Source organism: Chryseobacterium flavum, assembly GCF_003385595.1.
GTDB lineage: Bacteria > Bacteroidota > Bacteroidia > Flavobacteriales > Weeksellaceae > Chryseobacterium > Chryseobacterium flavum.
In genome coordinates, this window is sequence record NZ_QNUE01000019.1 from 17,338 (window position 1) to 32,635 (window position 15,298).

At 34.8% G+C, this 15,298-nt stretch carries 16 protein-coding genes; 9 read left to right on the plus strand and 7 right to left on the minus strand.

The features are described from left to right. Positions 1-17 precede the first annotated feature (17 nt). Positions 18-530 carry a thioredoxin family protein gene (locus DRF59_RS17735; RefSeq protein ID WP_115963362.1) on the minus strand — a complete coding sequence of 171 codons (513 nt, stop codon included), beginning with the start codon at positions 528-530 and terminating at the stop codon, positions 18-20. 165 nt (positions 531-695) lie between these two features. Between DRF59_RS17735 and DRF59_RS17740 the strand changes: the two genes are divergently transcribed. The 4 genes from DRF59_RS17740 to DRF59_RS17755 all read left to right on the plus strand — a co-directional run bounded on the left by DRF59_RS17740 (position 696) and on the right by DRF59_RS17755 (position 2,981). Beyond that, positions 696-1,187 (plus strand): hypothetical protein, encoded by a 492-nt coding sequence (locus tag DRF59_RS17740; protein WP_123873707.1) that lies wholly within the window; start codon positions 696-698, stop codon positions 1,185-1,187. A gap of 43 nt (positions 1,188-1,230) precedes the next feature. After that, entirely contained in the window at positions 1,231-2,022 is a 792-nt protein-coding gene (locus DRF59_RS17745; protein WP_115963368.1) for a helix-turn-helix domain-containing protein, read from the plus strand. 167 nt (positions 2,023-2,189) lie between these two features. Beyond that, positions 2,190-2,615, plus strand: a complete 426-nt coding sequence (locus tag DRF59_RS17750) for a DoxX family membrane protein (protein WP_115963371.1) — start codon at positions 2,190-2,192, stop codon at positions 2,613-2,615. 12 nt (positions 2,616-2,627) lie between these two features. Then, positions 2,628-2,981: a cupin domain-containing protein gene (locus DRF59_RS17755; RefSeq protein ID WP_115963374.1), complete on the plus strand. Its 354-nt coding sequence runs from the start codon at positions 2,628-2,630 to the stop codon at positions 2,979-2,981. A gap of 75 nt (positions 2,982-3,056) precedes the next feature. Here the strand turns inward: DRF59_RS17755 and DRF59_RS17760 are convergent, their stop codons facing one another. From DRF59_RS17760 to DRF59_RS17770, 3 genes are all read right to left on the minus strand, one after another. Continuing rightward, positions 3,057-4,169 (minus strand): heparan-alpha-glucosaminide N-acetyltransferase domain-containing protein, encoded by a 1,113-nt coding sequence (locus tag DRF59_RS17760; RefSeq protein WP_115963377.1) that lies wholly within the window; start codon positions 4,167-4,169, stop codon positions 3,057-3,059. A 276-nt stretch (positions 4,170-4,445) separates the two neighbouring features. Next, complete coding sequence (locus DRF59_RS21160; RefSeq protein WP_241505630.1) at positions 4,446-4,709, minus strand: hypothetical protein; 264 nt, start codon at positions 4,707-4,709, stop codon at positions 4,446-4,448. Between the two features lie 324 nt (positions 4,710-5,033). Beyond that, entirely contained in the window at positions 5,034-5,477 is a 444-nt protein-coding gene (locus DRF59_RS17770; protein ID WP_167456699.1) for a DUF3291 domain-containing protein, read from the minus strand. Between the two features lie 94 nt (positions 5,478-5,571). On the opposite strand from DRF59_RS17770, the gene DRF59_RS17775 reads away from it, so the two are divergent. Further along, on the plus strand, positions 5,572-5,967 hold the full coding sequence (locus DRF59_RS17775; protein ID WP_115963383.1) for a winged helix-turn-helix transcriptional regulator: 396 nt from the start codon (positions 5,572-5,574) through the stop codon (positions 5,965-5,967). Between the two features lie 152 nt (positions 5,968-6,119). Here DRF59_RS17775 and DRF59_RS17780 read toward each other — a convergent pair whose 3' ends face one another. The 3 genes from DRF59_RS17780 to DRF59_RS17790 all read right to left on the minus strand — a co-directional run bounded on the left by DRF59_RS17780 (position 6,120) and on the right by DRF59_RS17790 (position 10,690). Further along, complete coding sequence (locus DRF59_RS17780; RefSeq protein ID WP_157967470.1) at positions 6,120-7,025, minus strand: erythromycin esterase family protein; 906 nt, start codon at positions 7,023-7,025, stop codon at positions 6,120-6,122. A gap of 369 nt (positions 7,026-7,394) precedes the next feature. Further along, positions 7,395-9,290 carry a molecular chaperone DnaK gene (gene dnaK, locus DRF59_RS17785; RefSeq protein ID WP_115963388.1) on the minus strand — a complete coding sequence of 632 codons (1,896 nt, stop codon included), beginning with the start codon at positions 9,288-9,290 and terminating at the stop codon, positions 7,395-7,397. A gap of 152 nt (positions 9,291-9,442) precedes the next feature. Beyond that, a complete protein-coding gene (locus tag DRF59_RS17790; RefSeq protein WP_167456700.1) occupies positions 9,443-10,690 on the minus strand; it encodes a zinc-dependent metalloprotease in 1,248 nt (415 codons plus the stop codon). Positions 10,691-11,233: 543 nt separating this feature from the next. Here DRF59_RS17790 and ppk1 point away from each other — a divergent pair. The 4 genes from ppk1 to DRF59_RS20820 all read left to right on the plus strand — a co-directional run bounded on the left by ppk1 (position 11,234) and on the right by DRF59_RS20820 (position 15,242). After that, on the plus strand, positions 11,234-13,306 hold the full coding sequence (ppk1, locus tag DRF59_RS17795; RefSeq protein ID WP_115963394.1) for a polyphosphate kinase 1: 2,073 nt from the start codon (positions 11,234-11,236) through the stop codon (positions 13,304-13,306). Beyond that, positions 13,303-14,187 (plus strand): Ppx/GppA phosphatase family protein, encoded by an 885-nt coding sequence (locus DRF59_RS17800; RefSeq protein WP_115963397.1) that lies wholly within the window; start codon positions 13,303-13,305, stop codon positions 14,185-14,187. The genes ppk1 and DRF59_RS17800 overlap by 4 nt, the downstream gene beginning before the upstream one ends. A 255-nt stretch (positions 14,188-14,442) precedes the next feature. After that, entirely contained in the window at positions 14,443-15,096 is a 654-nt protein-coding gene (locus DRF59_RS17805) for an NAD-dependent epimerase/dehydratase family protein (RefSeq protein WP_115963400.1), read from the plus strand. After that, a complete protein-coding gene (locus DRF59_RS20820) occupies positions 15,093-15,242 on the plus strand; it encodes a hypothetical protein (RefSeq protein WP_157967471.1) in 150 nt (49 codons plus the stop codon). The genes DRF59_RS17805 and DRF59_RS20820 overlap by 4 nt, the downstream gene beginning before the upstream one ends. Positions 15,243-15,298 lie beyond the last annotated feature (56 nt).

Here is a 15,298-nt window from a genome sequence, read left to right on the forward strand (position 1 = left end):
TTCTTTGTCCTGTATTTTTATTTCTTCACAAACACTTTCCCTATTGTCTGTGCTTCTTCTTTATTCAGTTTTGAAGACTTTTCGATCTTGGCAATGAAAGCAGTTACTTCTTCCGGTGTTGCCGGTGAGCCAAGATTCTCTCCTTTGGCATCAAAAGAATCAGCCAGAACCTCTCCCTTCGGGGTCAGAATCAGCCAGAAAGGAAGTCCTGCATTTTCTCCATTATATTTATTCATCAGTTCCTGTCCGCCTGGATTTTCAAGACTTTTTTTATCTCCTCTTTCCTGAACATCTATATACGCTGTGACAAATCTTTTGTCAAAAATAGGTTTGGTTTCGGGAAGGTCCATGTTTTTCTCCATCATCTTGCACCATTTACACCACGAGGCATGGAATATCAGTAAAACATTTTTCTTACCTGCCTTAGCTTCTGTAAAAGCCTTATTTATTATAACATCCGCCTTTTCCTGCGCTGCTCCCAGCTGAAATAATAACAGGGTTACAACGATAATAATTTTTGAATACTTCATTCTGAATTTTGTTTAAATCTACACGAATTTAAGTATTTAATTGTTCAATTATTTTATTTAACTTTAAATATTTTATAAAAAATGAAGTATAAATATTTTTACAGTCTTCTGCTTGTCGTTAATATTGTATTTTACCACGCTCAGGTTTCTGATGCAGTAAAAAAAATGGCCCAGCCTTTAAATACTCTTTCTTATGCTGAATCCTCTCATATTGGCTATGGAGGCGAAGAGAGCAAGATTTATAATCAATTTAAAAAAATTGCCAAAATAGCAAGTAATGATGAACTCTATTTTTATGCGATGAATGGCAGCAATGCGTTAAGAGTTTATTCTGGTCAGGAATTGTTTAAAAGAAATGATAAAAGGTTTTTAGGTGTCTATACATTCTATTCCAGCAATCCTTCAATCATGCAATACACTCTAGGATGCGTTACACAAAATAAAAATATTTCAGAGTTTTTGAAAGATGAAGTATATTCGGCCCAGGATTATATTTCATTAAGGGATCAGTTATTAAAAAGTAAAGATAAACATGATGAAATATCAAAAATACAATTAAGCCAAATCACGGACCAGGGTTATGGCAAACTTACGGAAGAAAATGTAAAGTCAGTTAAAAAGCAGTTAGAAAAAATTGATAACAAAAAATCAAACTGATATTTTCCTTTCAATTTAATATCCAACTTTTAACAGATCAAAAATGATTGAAATAAGAAAATATTCTGATCAGACAGGGGATCCTGAACCACGACGGGTTATCAGATACACTTTATTCTGGTGCAGTCGGGGAAGTGCTGAAATCCTGATTGATGAAAATATTTTTACCTTAAAAACGGGCCAGGCCGTAACCATTACCTCCGGACAGTTTCATCAGTTAAAATCAGTTGAAGGACAACTTACAGCTTTGGATTTCACCCTGGATTTTTTCTGTAAAAGCGACAGTGATATTGAGCTTATCTTTCACAACGGACTCTTTTGCCATTTCGGAATGAATGAAATGATCACCGTCCGGCATCCCGCATTTTTCACTGAAATCCTGGATACCATTGAAAAAGAAATTCATGAGCAGCCTTATCAGTATCTGATCTCCACACATTCTCTGGTTGAATTGCTGCTGGTAGAAATTAACCGCAGTAAAATTGCCAATGGTGATGAAATCTGGAAACCGGATGCTTTATTCTTAAAATTCCTTGAAAGTGTAAGAGATCGTTTTAAAAGCAATTATCAGGTCTCTGATTTTGCTGATCTTCTCGGAACTACCGAAGCCAAGCTGAATGAGGTCTCAAAGCTTCATACCAACAAAACCGCGCAGAATGTGATCTACAGCCTTACCATTTCTGAAGCCAAAAGACTTTTGATGTATGAAAAACTGACTGTAAAAGAAATTGCCTACAAACTTGGCTTCAATGATCCTTTTTACTTTTCGAATTTCTTTAAAAAACATACTTCACGCTCTCCCAAAGAGTATCAGAAAACAATAAAGGAAATTTAACGCTTCTAAGAAGTTTTTTGCCCCGATAAAAAATTAACAGTCTTTACAATAGCTTCCGGCATCTGGCTTTCTTCTCAAATATTACATGTTTTTCCCGGAATTGTCTATTCTTTAGGCAACGGCTTTTGCTGAACTTTGTGGTGTAATTAAAACCAAAAATTATACGTATGAAAACGCATCAGGATATCGCCGTTTTTCTATTAAGAATAGCTCTCGCTTTCGGATTTTTATCTGCAGTGGCAAGCAGACTGAGTCTTTGGGGGCCACGGTCTTCCGGCTGGAAAAAATTTATAGACTATACTGCTGAAACGAATTCTTTTTTGCCGTCGTCATGGGCATTTCCTATTGCTGTACTTTCGACTGCTGCTGAACTTTCAATAGGAATTCTTCTGCTTCTGGGATACCAGATAAAAAAAACAGCTTTGTGCGCCTCTATTCTTACTTTATTATTTGCTGTTGCTATGAGTATTTCTTATGGTATTAAAGAACCTTTGGATTATTCGGTTTTTGCATTCAGTGCCGGAGCATTTCTGTTGAGTACCTTTTCCCGCTACGTATGGAGCTTAGACCGGTTTTATATCAATAACAATTAAAATTTATATATTATGAACACCAACATCCACGATTACATTGTAAAAACAGAGCAGAAAGAATGGCAGCCTTTAATTGAAAAAGGAATTCATTATGAAGGCATTTTTGTAAAATCTTTAAAATTTGATCCTGAAAAAAACCGTTCTACCAGTATTCTTTTAAAATTTGAACCGGGAGCCAGCTATCCTTATCACAATCATCCTGCAGGAGAGGAACTTTTTATCATGGAAGGTGATGCCGATATTGCAGGAGCCCGACTTGAAAAAGGAGATTACCTGTATACTCCGCCCAATTTTAAACATTCTGTGAAATCAGAACACGGCTGTACCATTCTTTTTGTGGTACCGGAAGAAGTGGAAATTCTTTAAATCTATTACAAAACAAAACCACAGTAACTTTTACTTTTACTGTGGTTTTTTATTATCCGAAAAATAAAGTTAGGATTACTGTTTCAAAACTGATTTATCGGGTGATATTGGTCTGAAATCAATTAATGTTTTTTTCTTTCTTATGATATCTACCAAAGTCTGTACTGAAAAAGTGAGAATAATATATAATACAATAAGCACAGATACATAACCTATTTCATGTTGTCTGTATCCGAAAATTCCTTTTCCCCATGAGATTAATATCCACTGAACCATGTACATTGATGTTAAATTTTTGCTGCAGTATTTTAGTACTTTAATGACCTTATTTTCCTTGCTTTTTGCGGTAATATTATAGATGATCCACAGAAAAATTAATGTCCAGCCTGCAAAATAAACTACGCCTCCAGGTCCCATATGGTAAAAGCCGTTGTAGTTGTATTCACTGTAGAAAAAAACCAAAGGAGCTCCAATGGCAGCAAATACCAATCCTACATAAAGCATATTTCTGAACAGTTTTTTGCTGTCATAGTTCAGTTCCTGAAACCATTTACCGAAAAACATCCCGATGATGATAAAAGATATCCATGGAAATACAGGAAAATAGACATAAGCCGGATAGTCATTATTAAAGAGAAGATCTAAAATATAATTAATGACAGGGTAATCTATATTAATTCCGCTTACTTCCCTAGATACCAGTGCAGCGAATAATCCTATAGCAAGAATAATATATTTATTTTTCACATATTCCCTGATAAAACCAACAAACAGCAATGACATCCCGGCAAGCTGTAAAATATCACCCAGCAATACCAGATAAACATATTGCTGCTCAATAGGTGCATTCCACCCGTATTTCTGGATAAAATTATCGGGAGCAAAACCAAAAAATACAGGGATCATAAATTTCATAAAATTCATAAACAGGCCTGCCAATACAAGTAAAATACCTCGTTTCAATGCACTTTTAAGACTCTGCTGGCTGGAAGTCATGAAGGTGATTCCCATACAGATCAGGAAAATGGAGGTTCCCCTTCCCAGAAAAACAATAAAACTGCCAATTGCCGTTTCATATTGTGATTTTACATTCGCATACACCAATAATGTATGAATAATGATCATTCCAATGACGCTTATACCTTTTATTACATCCAGAGTGAGGATTCTTTTGTTTTGTTGTTCCATAGTTTTTAGTGGAAATTTGGATTAAATGGATAAAATTGTTTTCATTATTATTTTTTAAATAATATATTTATTTATTCTAAATAAAAATCAAATATACAAATTAAAACCACTCCTTATAATCATTAATCAATTTTCATAAGATATTAATAATTAAATATTTATTTCAGTTTCAAATAACAATTAGGATAAAAATACCTGTACGAATAGCTGTCCGAAAATTCATAAGAAGAACAGATTATATCATTCAATAAAAAACTCTTCCGACTGGAAGAGTTTTTATAACTTAGACAGCACCGGAGGATGCATTCTGTATTTGTAACTATTCAGGGTTTTCAAAAATGCTACGATATCAAAAACTTCATCATCTGTCAGATTCATCTTTTGTATCATTCCTGATTTGTGGGGAAATTTAGAATCAGTGATCTGGTTTCCTTTCGAAATTTCTTTTACCATTCCTGTATTGTACGTCATGACAACGTTCGCCAGCTCAGGGAAAAGTCCGTTATGCATATAAGGTTTGTTATCAGCAACTTCTCTCAATGCAGGTGCTTTAAATTTTCCTATATCTTCATTTTTTCAGTAACCAGATATCTTCCCAGATCTTCATATTGCGTTCCGTAATAAGTTAACCACAGATTGTGAAATTTCTGATCAGAGAAGTAAGGTGTCTTATGCCATTTCCGAACGCTTTCACAAAATAAGGTTTATATTCTTCAATCTTACTAATGTTCTTTGCAGCCATCGACATATGAAGATTCATTTCTATTGGGTAACTTATACAAAGATTTTTATTAACACACGCATTGCAAAAATTTTCAGCACTGCCCTGTTAAAAGTATCAGATATAAAGGTTTTACATTATAGCTATAGTGCCTGAAAAACATTCTGAAAAGTAAATGCGTAGGAAGAGGGACCATATTCTTGTAAATATTCTAAGCGCTTCAATGCTTCATCTATATCTGGATATTCATCATTTTTAATCCACCACAGTGCATAGTAAGCTTTTCCATATTTTTGAAACCATTCTTTTCTTCTTCTCAGAAAATCAACGTGAAATGTCTTATAAGTAAAATATTCCAGTGATTCTATATTTCTCCATACGGATAAATTGATGATAACCTGCTCATCATTTAATGGATTAAAGCTTGTGGCATTGTTCTCATCGTCTTTCAGCCTCCAGATAAACCCATCACTTTCCTCTGCCAGTTGGTTTACCGAATCAAGATGGTTTACAAACTCTTTCATTACAGGGTCTTCAATGTTGGCTCCGATCATTCTGGCAACATTAATTTGTGCTAATTGGTACATTTTTCTATTTTTATTATTCTGATTAATATTGTGTAAAAATAGATTTTGCACTATTAGCATGAAATAACTATCCATATAGATACTATTAAAAAAAATGAAAAAAGAATGTGAGCTTTCCTATATCAATGTTGATCAAAAATCTTACCCCTGTGCTGTAAGTTTCGTCATGGATCTCATTGGAGGAAGATGGAAAGGAGTTATTCTCTGCCATTTAAAAAACGGAGATAAAAGGTTTGGCGAGCTCAAGAAAGAGCTTTCTTTTATTACAGAGACAACTTTAAGTATTCAGTTGAGACAACTGGAAAAAGATCAGTTAATAACACGAACAGTTTTTGGTACGAAACCTCCCGTAAAAGTTGTATATAGCTTGTCGGAGCTTGGTCTTTCATTTATTCCTTTACTGGATCATATCAATGACTGGGGTAAAATTACTTTAGAAAATAAAAAAGATTATAAATTTGACACAAGGCATGGGATAGTGTCTAAATAAGTAAGCTGTGAATCCCAAGTTTTCAGAAAATTTTACGTTGGCTGTAATACTTTTATTTTGATTTACCATTTAAAAGCTTTGAGTTTGTTGACTTATTTATAAATATCAAATAATCAAAAGATTTAGCAACGTTGGTTTTTAAAAATTCATTTTTATCCGTACCTGACCCTGTTTTGCGAAATAGAATATCTTCCAATATCCAATATCCAATTGCCAAGTTTGTTATTATCCTTTCTGATTGCTTTTAGATCCAAAATAAAAATTGGAATATTGAGTGAGTTGAGCTTATATTCTAATGTTCCGGGACCTGCCTGTTCTGAATTATAGGCGCCTAGCTTCCCATCAATACTTGCAGAATAAGTACCTTCATAAAAAGCAAATCCGAAGTTTACAAAATCGTCAGCATAAGTTTCATTGATCCAATATCCCATTCTATCTGAATTTAATTTTGCAGTATGATAATTATGAGCAGAGACAATTACTTTAGAATTCAAATAGTTTTCTTTTAACCATTTAATATTCTCTGCCATGAATTTATCTCTCCTAATAAAATTCAGTTGGACATATTGGTTAATAATATCTACATTTTGCAGAAAGCGCGATTTTTCTTCCGGATTTTTTATTGAAATATGTCTTTGTTTTATCAAAGCCAGATACTCAGATATAGTTTTTTGACTTTTTTTAGAGTATGTTCTGAAACCTCTGTTATTTTCTTTTAAAGCTGTTTCTATATTGTCAATCTCTTGTTCGGACAGGTGATTTTCCTGGTATGCTTTTCTTATTTGATCTATCGCTCCTGTAGCATATTGCATATCAAAACCGTCAAAAAAAACTTTTGAATCATGATTTTCATTGTATTTTTTTAACCATTCAACAAAATTTAAAGTTTCTTCGGTTTGCCAAAGCCAAAAATACATTCCCTTTAGAATATCTTTGGGGTTCCCTTTTTCTTTCTGAATATATTGATTCATTAAAAAGCTTTCAGGCATATTGGCCTCCAGCGAAAAGACATTGAAATTTTTATTAGCTATCAAATATTCACTTATTCTATATTTCATTTGATATATTTCACTCGAGCCGTGAGTAGACTCTCCTAATCCAACTATTTTAGACTTTCCAATGAGTTGGTTTAAGATTAGCAAATCACTATTGTCTTTTTCGTCCGGGTTAAAAGTTTTTATGGGATATATAAACCTTGAAATATATTTTTTCTCTTCAGAATTTAAATCATTTTTTGATTGTGCATTGTTGGTTATAAAAAACAAAACCAAAATAAAGGATAATTTCAAATTCATTTACTATTTACAATTAGATTACAATTTTACAAAAATATCACTTAAATACTTCGGTATAAATAACAAAAACAACCCCATAAACAAATGTTTATGGGGTTGTTCTATATTTTATTAATTAATATTAATCAATAATTATTTTACTTCTTCGAAGTCTGCATCCTGTACATCTTCACCTCCTGCATTATTACCTCCAGGATTTTGAGTTCCTGCATCAGCACCCGGCTGTTGACCAGCTGCATATAATTCCTCAGAAGCTGCCATCCAAGCTGCATCCAAAGCTTCAGTCTTAGCTTTTACATCATCAGCATTTTTAGCTTCGAAAGCTGTTTTCAGTTCAGCTGCTGCACTTTCAATTGCTGCTTTTTTATCAGCAGAAAGTTTTTCACCGAATTCTTTCAATTGTTTTTCAGTCTGGAAAATCAATCCGTCAGCTTTATTGAAGATCTCAACTTCTTCTTTTCTCTTCGCATCTGCTGCAGAGTTTTCCTGAGCTTCTTTTTTCATTCTCTCGATTTCTTCATCAGAAAGTCCTGAAGAAGCCTGGATTTTAATAGACTGCTCTTTACCTGTTCCTTTATCTTTAGCAGATACACTCAGGATACCATTCGCATCAATATCGAAAGTTACTTCAATTTGAGGAACTCCTCTTGGTGCAGGTGGAATATCTGTAAGATCAAATCTACCGATTTCCTTATTATCGTTGAACATTGGTCTTTCCCCCTGTCCTACTCTGATGCTTACCGCCGGCTGGTTATCAGAAGCCGTAGAGAATACCTCAGATTTTTTAGTTGGAATGGTTGTATTCGCTTCGATAAGCTTAGTGAATACAGATCCCATTGTTTCAATACCTAAAGAAAGTGGTGTAACGTCAAGAAGTAATACATCCTTCACATCTCCTGTTAATACTCCACCCTGAATAGCTGCACCAATAGCTACAACCTCATCCGGGTTAACTCCTTTAGAAGGCTTCTTACCAAAGAATTTTTCTACTTCTTCCTGGATGATCGGGATTCTTGTAGAACCTCCTACAAGGATTACTTCATCAATATCTGAAGTGGATAATCCTGCATCCTGTAGTGCTTTTTTACAAGGCTCCATAGATCTTCTTACAAGATCAGCAGATAATTGTTCAAATTTAGCTTTAGTAAGAGTTTTTACCAAGTGTTTAGGACCTGTAGCTGTAGCAGTGATGTAAGGCAAGTTAATTTCAGTCTGAGGAGAAGAAGATAACTCGATTTTTGCCTTTTCAGCAGCTTCCTTCAATCTTTGAAGGGCAATAGCATCCGCTTTTAAATCTACACCTTCCTCAGCTTTGAACTCATCAGCCATCCAGTTGATGATCACATCATCAAAGTCATCACCTCCCAGGTGGGTATCACCGTTAGTAGATAATACTTCGAATACACCATCTCCCAAATCAAGGATAGAGATATCGAAAGTACCACCTCCAAGGTCATATACTGCAATTTTCTGATCTTTATGGTTTTTATCAAGACCATACGCTAAAGCTGCAGCTGTAGGTTCGTTGATAATTCTTTCTACTTTAAGTCCGGCAATTTCACCAGCTTCTTTAGTAGCTTGTCTCTGTGCATCATTGAAGTATGCAGGAACTGTAATTACAGCTCTTGTTACTTCCTGTCCAAGATAATCTTCAGCAGTCTTCTTCATCTTCTGAAGGGTCATTGCGGAGATTTCCTGTGGAGTATATTCTCTATCGTCAATTTTTACTTTTACAGTATCGTTTGGACCACTTACCACCTCATAAGGTACCCTTGAGATTTCTTTAGCGTCTTCTTTAAAATGAGTTCCGATAAATCTTTTGATAGAGTATACAGTTTTCTTTGGATTCGTTACAGCCTGTCTTTTTGCAGGATCACCCACTTTTCTCTCTCCATCTTCTGTAAAGGCTACAATAGAAGGTGTTGTTCTTTTACCTTCTGCATTCGGGATAACAACAGGGTCTTTTCCCTCCATTACAGCAACACAAGAGTTGGTTGTTCCTAAGTCAATTCCAATTATTTTACTCATAATATTTTATATTTTTTTCTAATTTAAGTTTAATTTACACTCTCAATTTCTCAATATCTGTACCATTCAAAGATTTATGACAAAATGACACATTTAAAATAAAAACCCCGATAACACGGGGCTTTCTATCCTTTAATATGGAAATATTTTCATTATTTTTTGATAAACTTCATCGATTTAATGAAGTTCCTGCCATTATAAGTTCTGACATAATAAACCCCACTCGCAAAGTCCTTCACATCTATTTTATCGGTTTCATTCCGGATAACAGCTTTTTTCACCAGTCTGCCTTCAGAATTAAAAATTTCTACCTCATCAATCTTTGTTAATGGTGACGCAATAGAAATATACTGGGTTGTAGGATTGGGAAAAAGATTAATGGAATTTGATTTTTCAACTTCATTAACAGCCAGGAAAGTACAGGCATTTGAATTTAATAAACTGGCCCTTGGCCCGGACAGTGTATTTTGAGCAATTGTCTTTTGATCATTGGTAAACATAGCCATCGAACCGTCCCTCACATAATCCATGTAATTCATAAACATGGCTCCAGTTGCTGTTGGATTACACATAAAGCTGTTGTCGGGAAATACAGGTGATCCAAAATATGGCTGGTTTGTGGCCGGAGTATCTGCACACCCATCATCATTTAAGGCTGTACCACATACAGTAGGGTTATTACTGGCTCCCCAGATATGATTGAGCCCGAAATAATGTCCGATTTCATGTGTTGCGGTTCTTCCTTTATTATAAGGAGCCTGTGCTGTTCCCATAGTACCGAAAGCGGTATACGTAATACAAAGACCGTCATCAGGATATCCGGCTGCAACCGGAGGATAAGCCCATCCCAGTAAATTATTATTCGTAAATGCCCCCACCCAGATATTCAGATATTTTGATGGATCCCAGGCATTATCACCTCCGTTACTTCCAACATAATAATTGTCATCAAAAACAAAAGAAGAAGCTACGGATTTCCTGATTATTCCGTTCGTTGGATTTCCGGAAGGATCTTTTGTTGCAAGACAAAAGGCAATTTGCATATCAGAAGCAGCGCCCTGAAATGCAGCAGGAACAACTGTACTGAAGTCCGCATTCAGCTTTCTGAAATCTGCGTTCAATACGGATAGCTGAGACTGAATCTGAGCATCAGAAATATTTTGTTCAGAATTTTTATACAAAACATGTACTACTACAGGAATGGTAACAACGTTTTCTTTTGCAAATGAACCCTTCTGTTTTCTTGTTAAGAAATTATCAAGATCTTTTTCAATTAATTTAGCTTCAGGATTTTTCCTGTAAAACTGCTCGAGCTTCTCATAAGTAGCGCAACCTCTTTCCTGTCCGTATAAAGACAGAGAAAATGAAGCAGCGGCGAAGCAAAATAAATATTTTATCATCTTGTTTTTGTTTTGGTAAGCAAATATAGAAGCAGGAGATATACAGGACAATACCAACATCCCTAATCCAGTAAACAATACTACAACAATTGAATTATAAAGTATTTTATTAACTACAATAAGAATTATAAAAAATTTAATTCACAATAAACACTATTGAAATTTCCTCTAAAAACACAAAAACATAGAATAAAATAAAATAAACCAGTATTTTACCAAACACATTCTATCAATATTCTATAATTTTAATGATATAATTTAAGGACATTCCATATACTTAATGAGTGGAAACATACAGTTCTGTATCCTATAAATTTTTGTTGCTCCAAAAAATAACCACTGAATCAAGAAGTCATTTGAAATATATTGTGTTCTTACATTTTAATCCTGCGTTAAACTGACGGATATGATCAAATTAAGTCCTTTATTGACCCGGCACTAAAAATAATTCACGATTCTTTCAAAATTAATCAAAGTTTAACCTAAGAAATAGAGGCAGAAACTGTACGAATTATTATTTTTGATAAAATATATCCATTTATAATGTCATTACACTTTAATCCACGAGATATTACATGGCTGGCCTTCAATGAAAGAGTATTACAGGAAGCTATGGACGAAAACGTTCCTCTGCATTTAAGAATACGTTTCCTGGGAATTTTCTCCAACAATCTGGATGAATTTTTCAGAGTACGTGTAGCCGGATTAAAACGTGCCATGGATTTTAAGGAAAAAGTAATTGCAGAATCCTTTTATCAGCCACCCTCCAAAATTCTTCAGCGCATCAATGATGTTGTTATGAAACAACAGTTGAATTTCGATAAAACCTGGAAAAAAATCCAGACTGAAATGGCTGATCATAAAGTTTTTATTAAAAATTCTAAAAATCTGACGACCAGACAAAAAGAATTTATCAGAACTTATTTTGATGAAGTTGTAGAATCCAATGTCATTCCTATACTTCTTCATGAAAACACCCCGATGCCCTATCTGAGGGATAAAAGTCTTTATCTGGGAGTAGCAATGAGAAAAAAAGACTGGCAGTATTCCAGCAACTATGCTATTATTGAGATTCCTTCCCGTTTTGTAGGAAGGTTCGTATTACTGCCTACTGAAGACCCTGAAGAAAAAAATGTCATGCTTCTTGAAGATGTCATTACTTTTAACCTTCCTCATATTTTCTCTTATTTCGGTTATGATGAATTTGCTGCAAATGCTTTTAAAGTAACAAAAGATGCTGAACTGGATCTGGATAATGATATCCGTACCAATTTTGCAGAGAAAATAGAAAAAGGACTTAAAAACAGAAGAAAAGGAAAACCTACCCGTTTTGTCTTTGATAAAGATATGGATAAGGCCCTGCTGGAACTTCTGATCAGAAAGCTGAATCTGACCAAAAAAGACAGTATTATTCCCGGTGGGAAAATTCATAATTTTAAACACTTTATGGATTTTCCGGATGTCTTTGAGACCTACGAAAAACCTGTGGAAAGAACCTCCTTTACCCATCAGGCTTTTGAACATGGAGAAAGGGTTACTGATGTTATTCTGAAAGAAGATGTACTGCTCACCTTCCCCTATCATAAATATAATCCGGTAATTGATCTCCTGCGTGAAGCTGCAATGGATCCTGATGTAAAATCTATACAGATCACAGCCTATCGTCTGGCCAGCAATTCAAAGATCATTAATGCACTGATCTACGCAGCCAGAAATGGTAAAGAAGTGACCGTTATGCTGGAACTTCAGGCAAGATTTGATGAAGAATCCAACCTGGAGTGGAAAGATATGCTGGAACCGGAAGGCATTACTGTTTTAGTAGGTCTTCCTAATAAAAAAGTGCATGCAAAGCTTTGTATCATCAAAAAAAGATCTCATAACAAAACCATTCAATATGGATTTGTGAGCACCGGAAATTTCAACGAAAAGACAGCAAGGATCTACGGAGACCATCTGTTAATGACTGCAGATCGTGGGATTATGGCAGATATCAACAAAGTTTTCAATGTTCTTAAAAAGCCGAAAGAAGACTATCTTCCGGTTTTAAAAACCTGTAAAAACTTATTGGTCTGTCCTCAGTTTATGCGTGAAAAAATCGTTCATCATATTGACAAGGAGATAGAAGAGGCCAGATCAGGGAAAAAAGCAGAAATCATTGTTAAAGTTAATTCATTGAGTGACAGATCCCTGATTGAAAAATTATATGATGCTGCAAAGGCAGGAGTTGTCATAAAACTTATTGTAAGAGGTATTTACTGTGCAGTCAATCAAAAAGAATTCAAAGAAAAGATAAAAGCAATCAGCATTGTTGATGAATACCTGGAACATGCCAGAGTAATGTATTTTTATAACAAAGGTGCTGAAGACATGTATATTTCTTCTGCAGACTGGATGACCAGAAACCTTGATTACAGAATTGAGGCTGCAGCAAAAATTACAGATAAAAACCTTAAAAAAGAATTGAAAGATATTCTGGATATCCAGCTCAGGGATAATGTGAAAGCAAGGATCCTGGATAAAAAACTGAGGAATGAATATGTAAGGAATGACAAAAAGGAATGTCGTTCACAAATCGAAACCTATATATATTTAAAAGCTAAAACCAACAAAAAATGAAGATAGCAGCGATAGACATAGGAAGTAATGCAGCACGCCTTCTTATTAATGAAGTAAAAATAAATAACAGAAAGCCGGAATTCATTAAACTTAATCTCTTACGGATCCCCCTGAGACTCGGTATGGATGTATTTACTATTGGTAAAATAGGCACCGAAAGAGAAAAAATGGTCATTGATTCAATGAAAATATTCAGTGACCTGATGAGAATCTATAAAGTTGACCATTACAGGGCCTGTGCAACCAGTGCCATGCGTGATGCAGCCAATGGTAATGAAATCATAAGGCAGGTAAAGGAAACTTCAGGAATCAATATAGAGATCATCTCCGGAGATGAAGAAGCTACTTTAATTTATGAAAACCACGTGGCAGAAGGACTCGATAAAGAGTTTGCCTATTTATATATTGATGTAGGCGGCGGCTCTACCGAGCTTACCTTTTACGAAAATGGTAAAATGGTGTATGAAAGGTCCTTCAATATCGGAACCATCCGCTTGCTTAACAACCTGGTAACGATGGATAACTGGAAGGAAATGAAAGATGAGATCAAAAAAAATATAGTAAGTAAAAAACCTATTGTAGCCATTGGTTCAGGAGGAAACATTAACAAGGTATTCTCTATGAGTAAGACCAAAGACGGAAAACCAATGTCTCTCTCACATCTTAAGAAAGTATACAAGGAATTCAATGAGCTTTCTGTAAGCGAAAGAATGACAAGATACAGCCTTAGGGAAGACCGGGCGGATGTTTTGGTTCATGCCCTCAATATTTTCAATAATGTAATGACCTGGGCTGATATCAACCGCATTTTTGTTCCAAAAATTTCTGTAGCTGACGGCCTGATACAGAATATATACAGCCAGCTGCAACATAAAAAATAATTTAAACTACACTTCATAAAGCCAGTCATTTTTGTCCGGCTTTCTTTTTTCATGAATCTTTCAAATCCATTCCGGAAAAAAGGATGTTACTGTAACCGGAGTTTAAATCCGGCAAAACAGAAAACAATTCTTAAACCAGACTGTTCATAAATTAATAAATAGGTTGTCTTCATTTCGTTAAAAAAAAATTAATCTGATAATATTTTAAAGTAAAATATCCTCTTTGCCCGTCATACAAATATTAATAACAAAGCAATGGCCCCACTCAAAATAATCATTACAGGAGCTACAGGAATGGTAGGTGAAGGAGTTTTAATGGAATGTCTTGGAAATCCCAATGTCTCTGAAATCTTAAGCATAAGCAGAAAATCATCCGGAAAAAAGCATCCAAAGTTAAAAGAATATTTTGTTCCTGATTTTTTGAAAATCAATATTGATGATGAAAACCTCAAAGGGTATGATGCCTGCTTTTTTTGTGCAGGAATCAGCAGTATTGGTATGAATGAAGAAGACTATACCAGAATTACCTATGAAACGACCATTCATTTTGCCAAAGCAGTAATGCACCAGAACCCTGAAATGGTTTTCAATTATGTTTCAGGAGCTCAAACCGATAGTTCGGAAAGTGGAAAAACCATGTGGGCAAGGGTAAAAGGAAGAACAGAAAACGCTTTAAAAAGAATGAACTTTAAAGCTGTCTATAATTTTCGGCCGGGATTTATGAAACCAGTTGAAGGCCAATTGAATGTAAAATGGTTTTTCAAACCTTTTATTTGGTTTTTCCCTGTTTTTTTACCGTCAAAATCATTAACTTTACACGAAGTAGGAAGAGCCATGATCAATGCTGTACAAAAAGGATACCCTACATCAACTTTAGAGATTAGAGATATTAAAAATTTAGCGATATGAGAGACATGTTAAAAAGAATTGTTCTGGTTATTTTTGTACTCTTGCTTCTGACCGCAATTTCAGGATTTTTCTACATGCAGAAACATCCGCTGGAAGGAAATAAGGCCGGAAATATTTTAAATTTTTCCGGAAAGTCTGCAAAATAAAACATCTGATAACAGTCATTGATATCTTTTAATTTTACTAAGCCCTGCGGACCTGT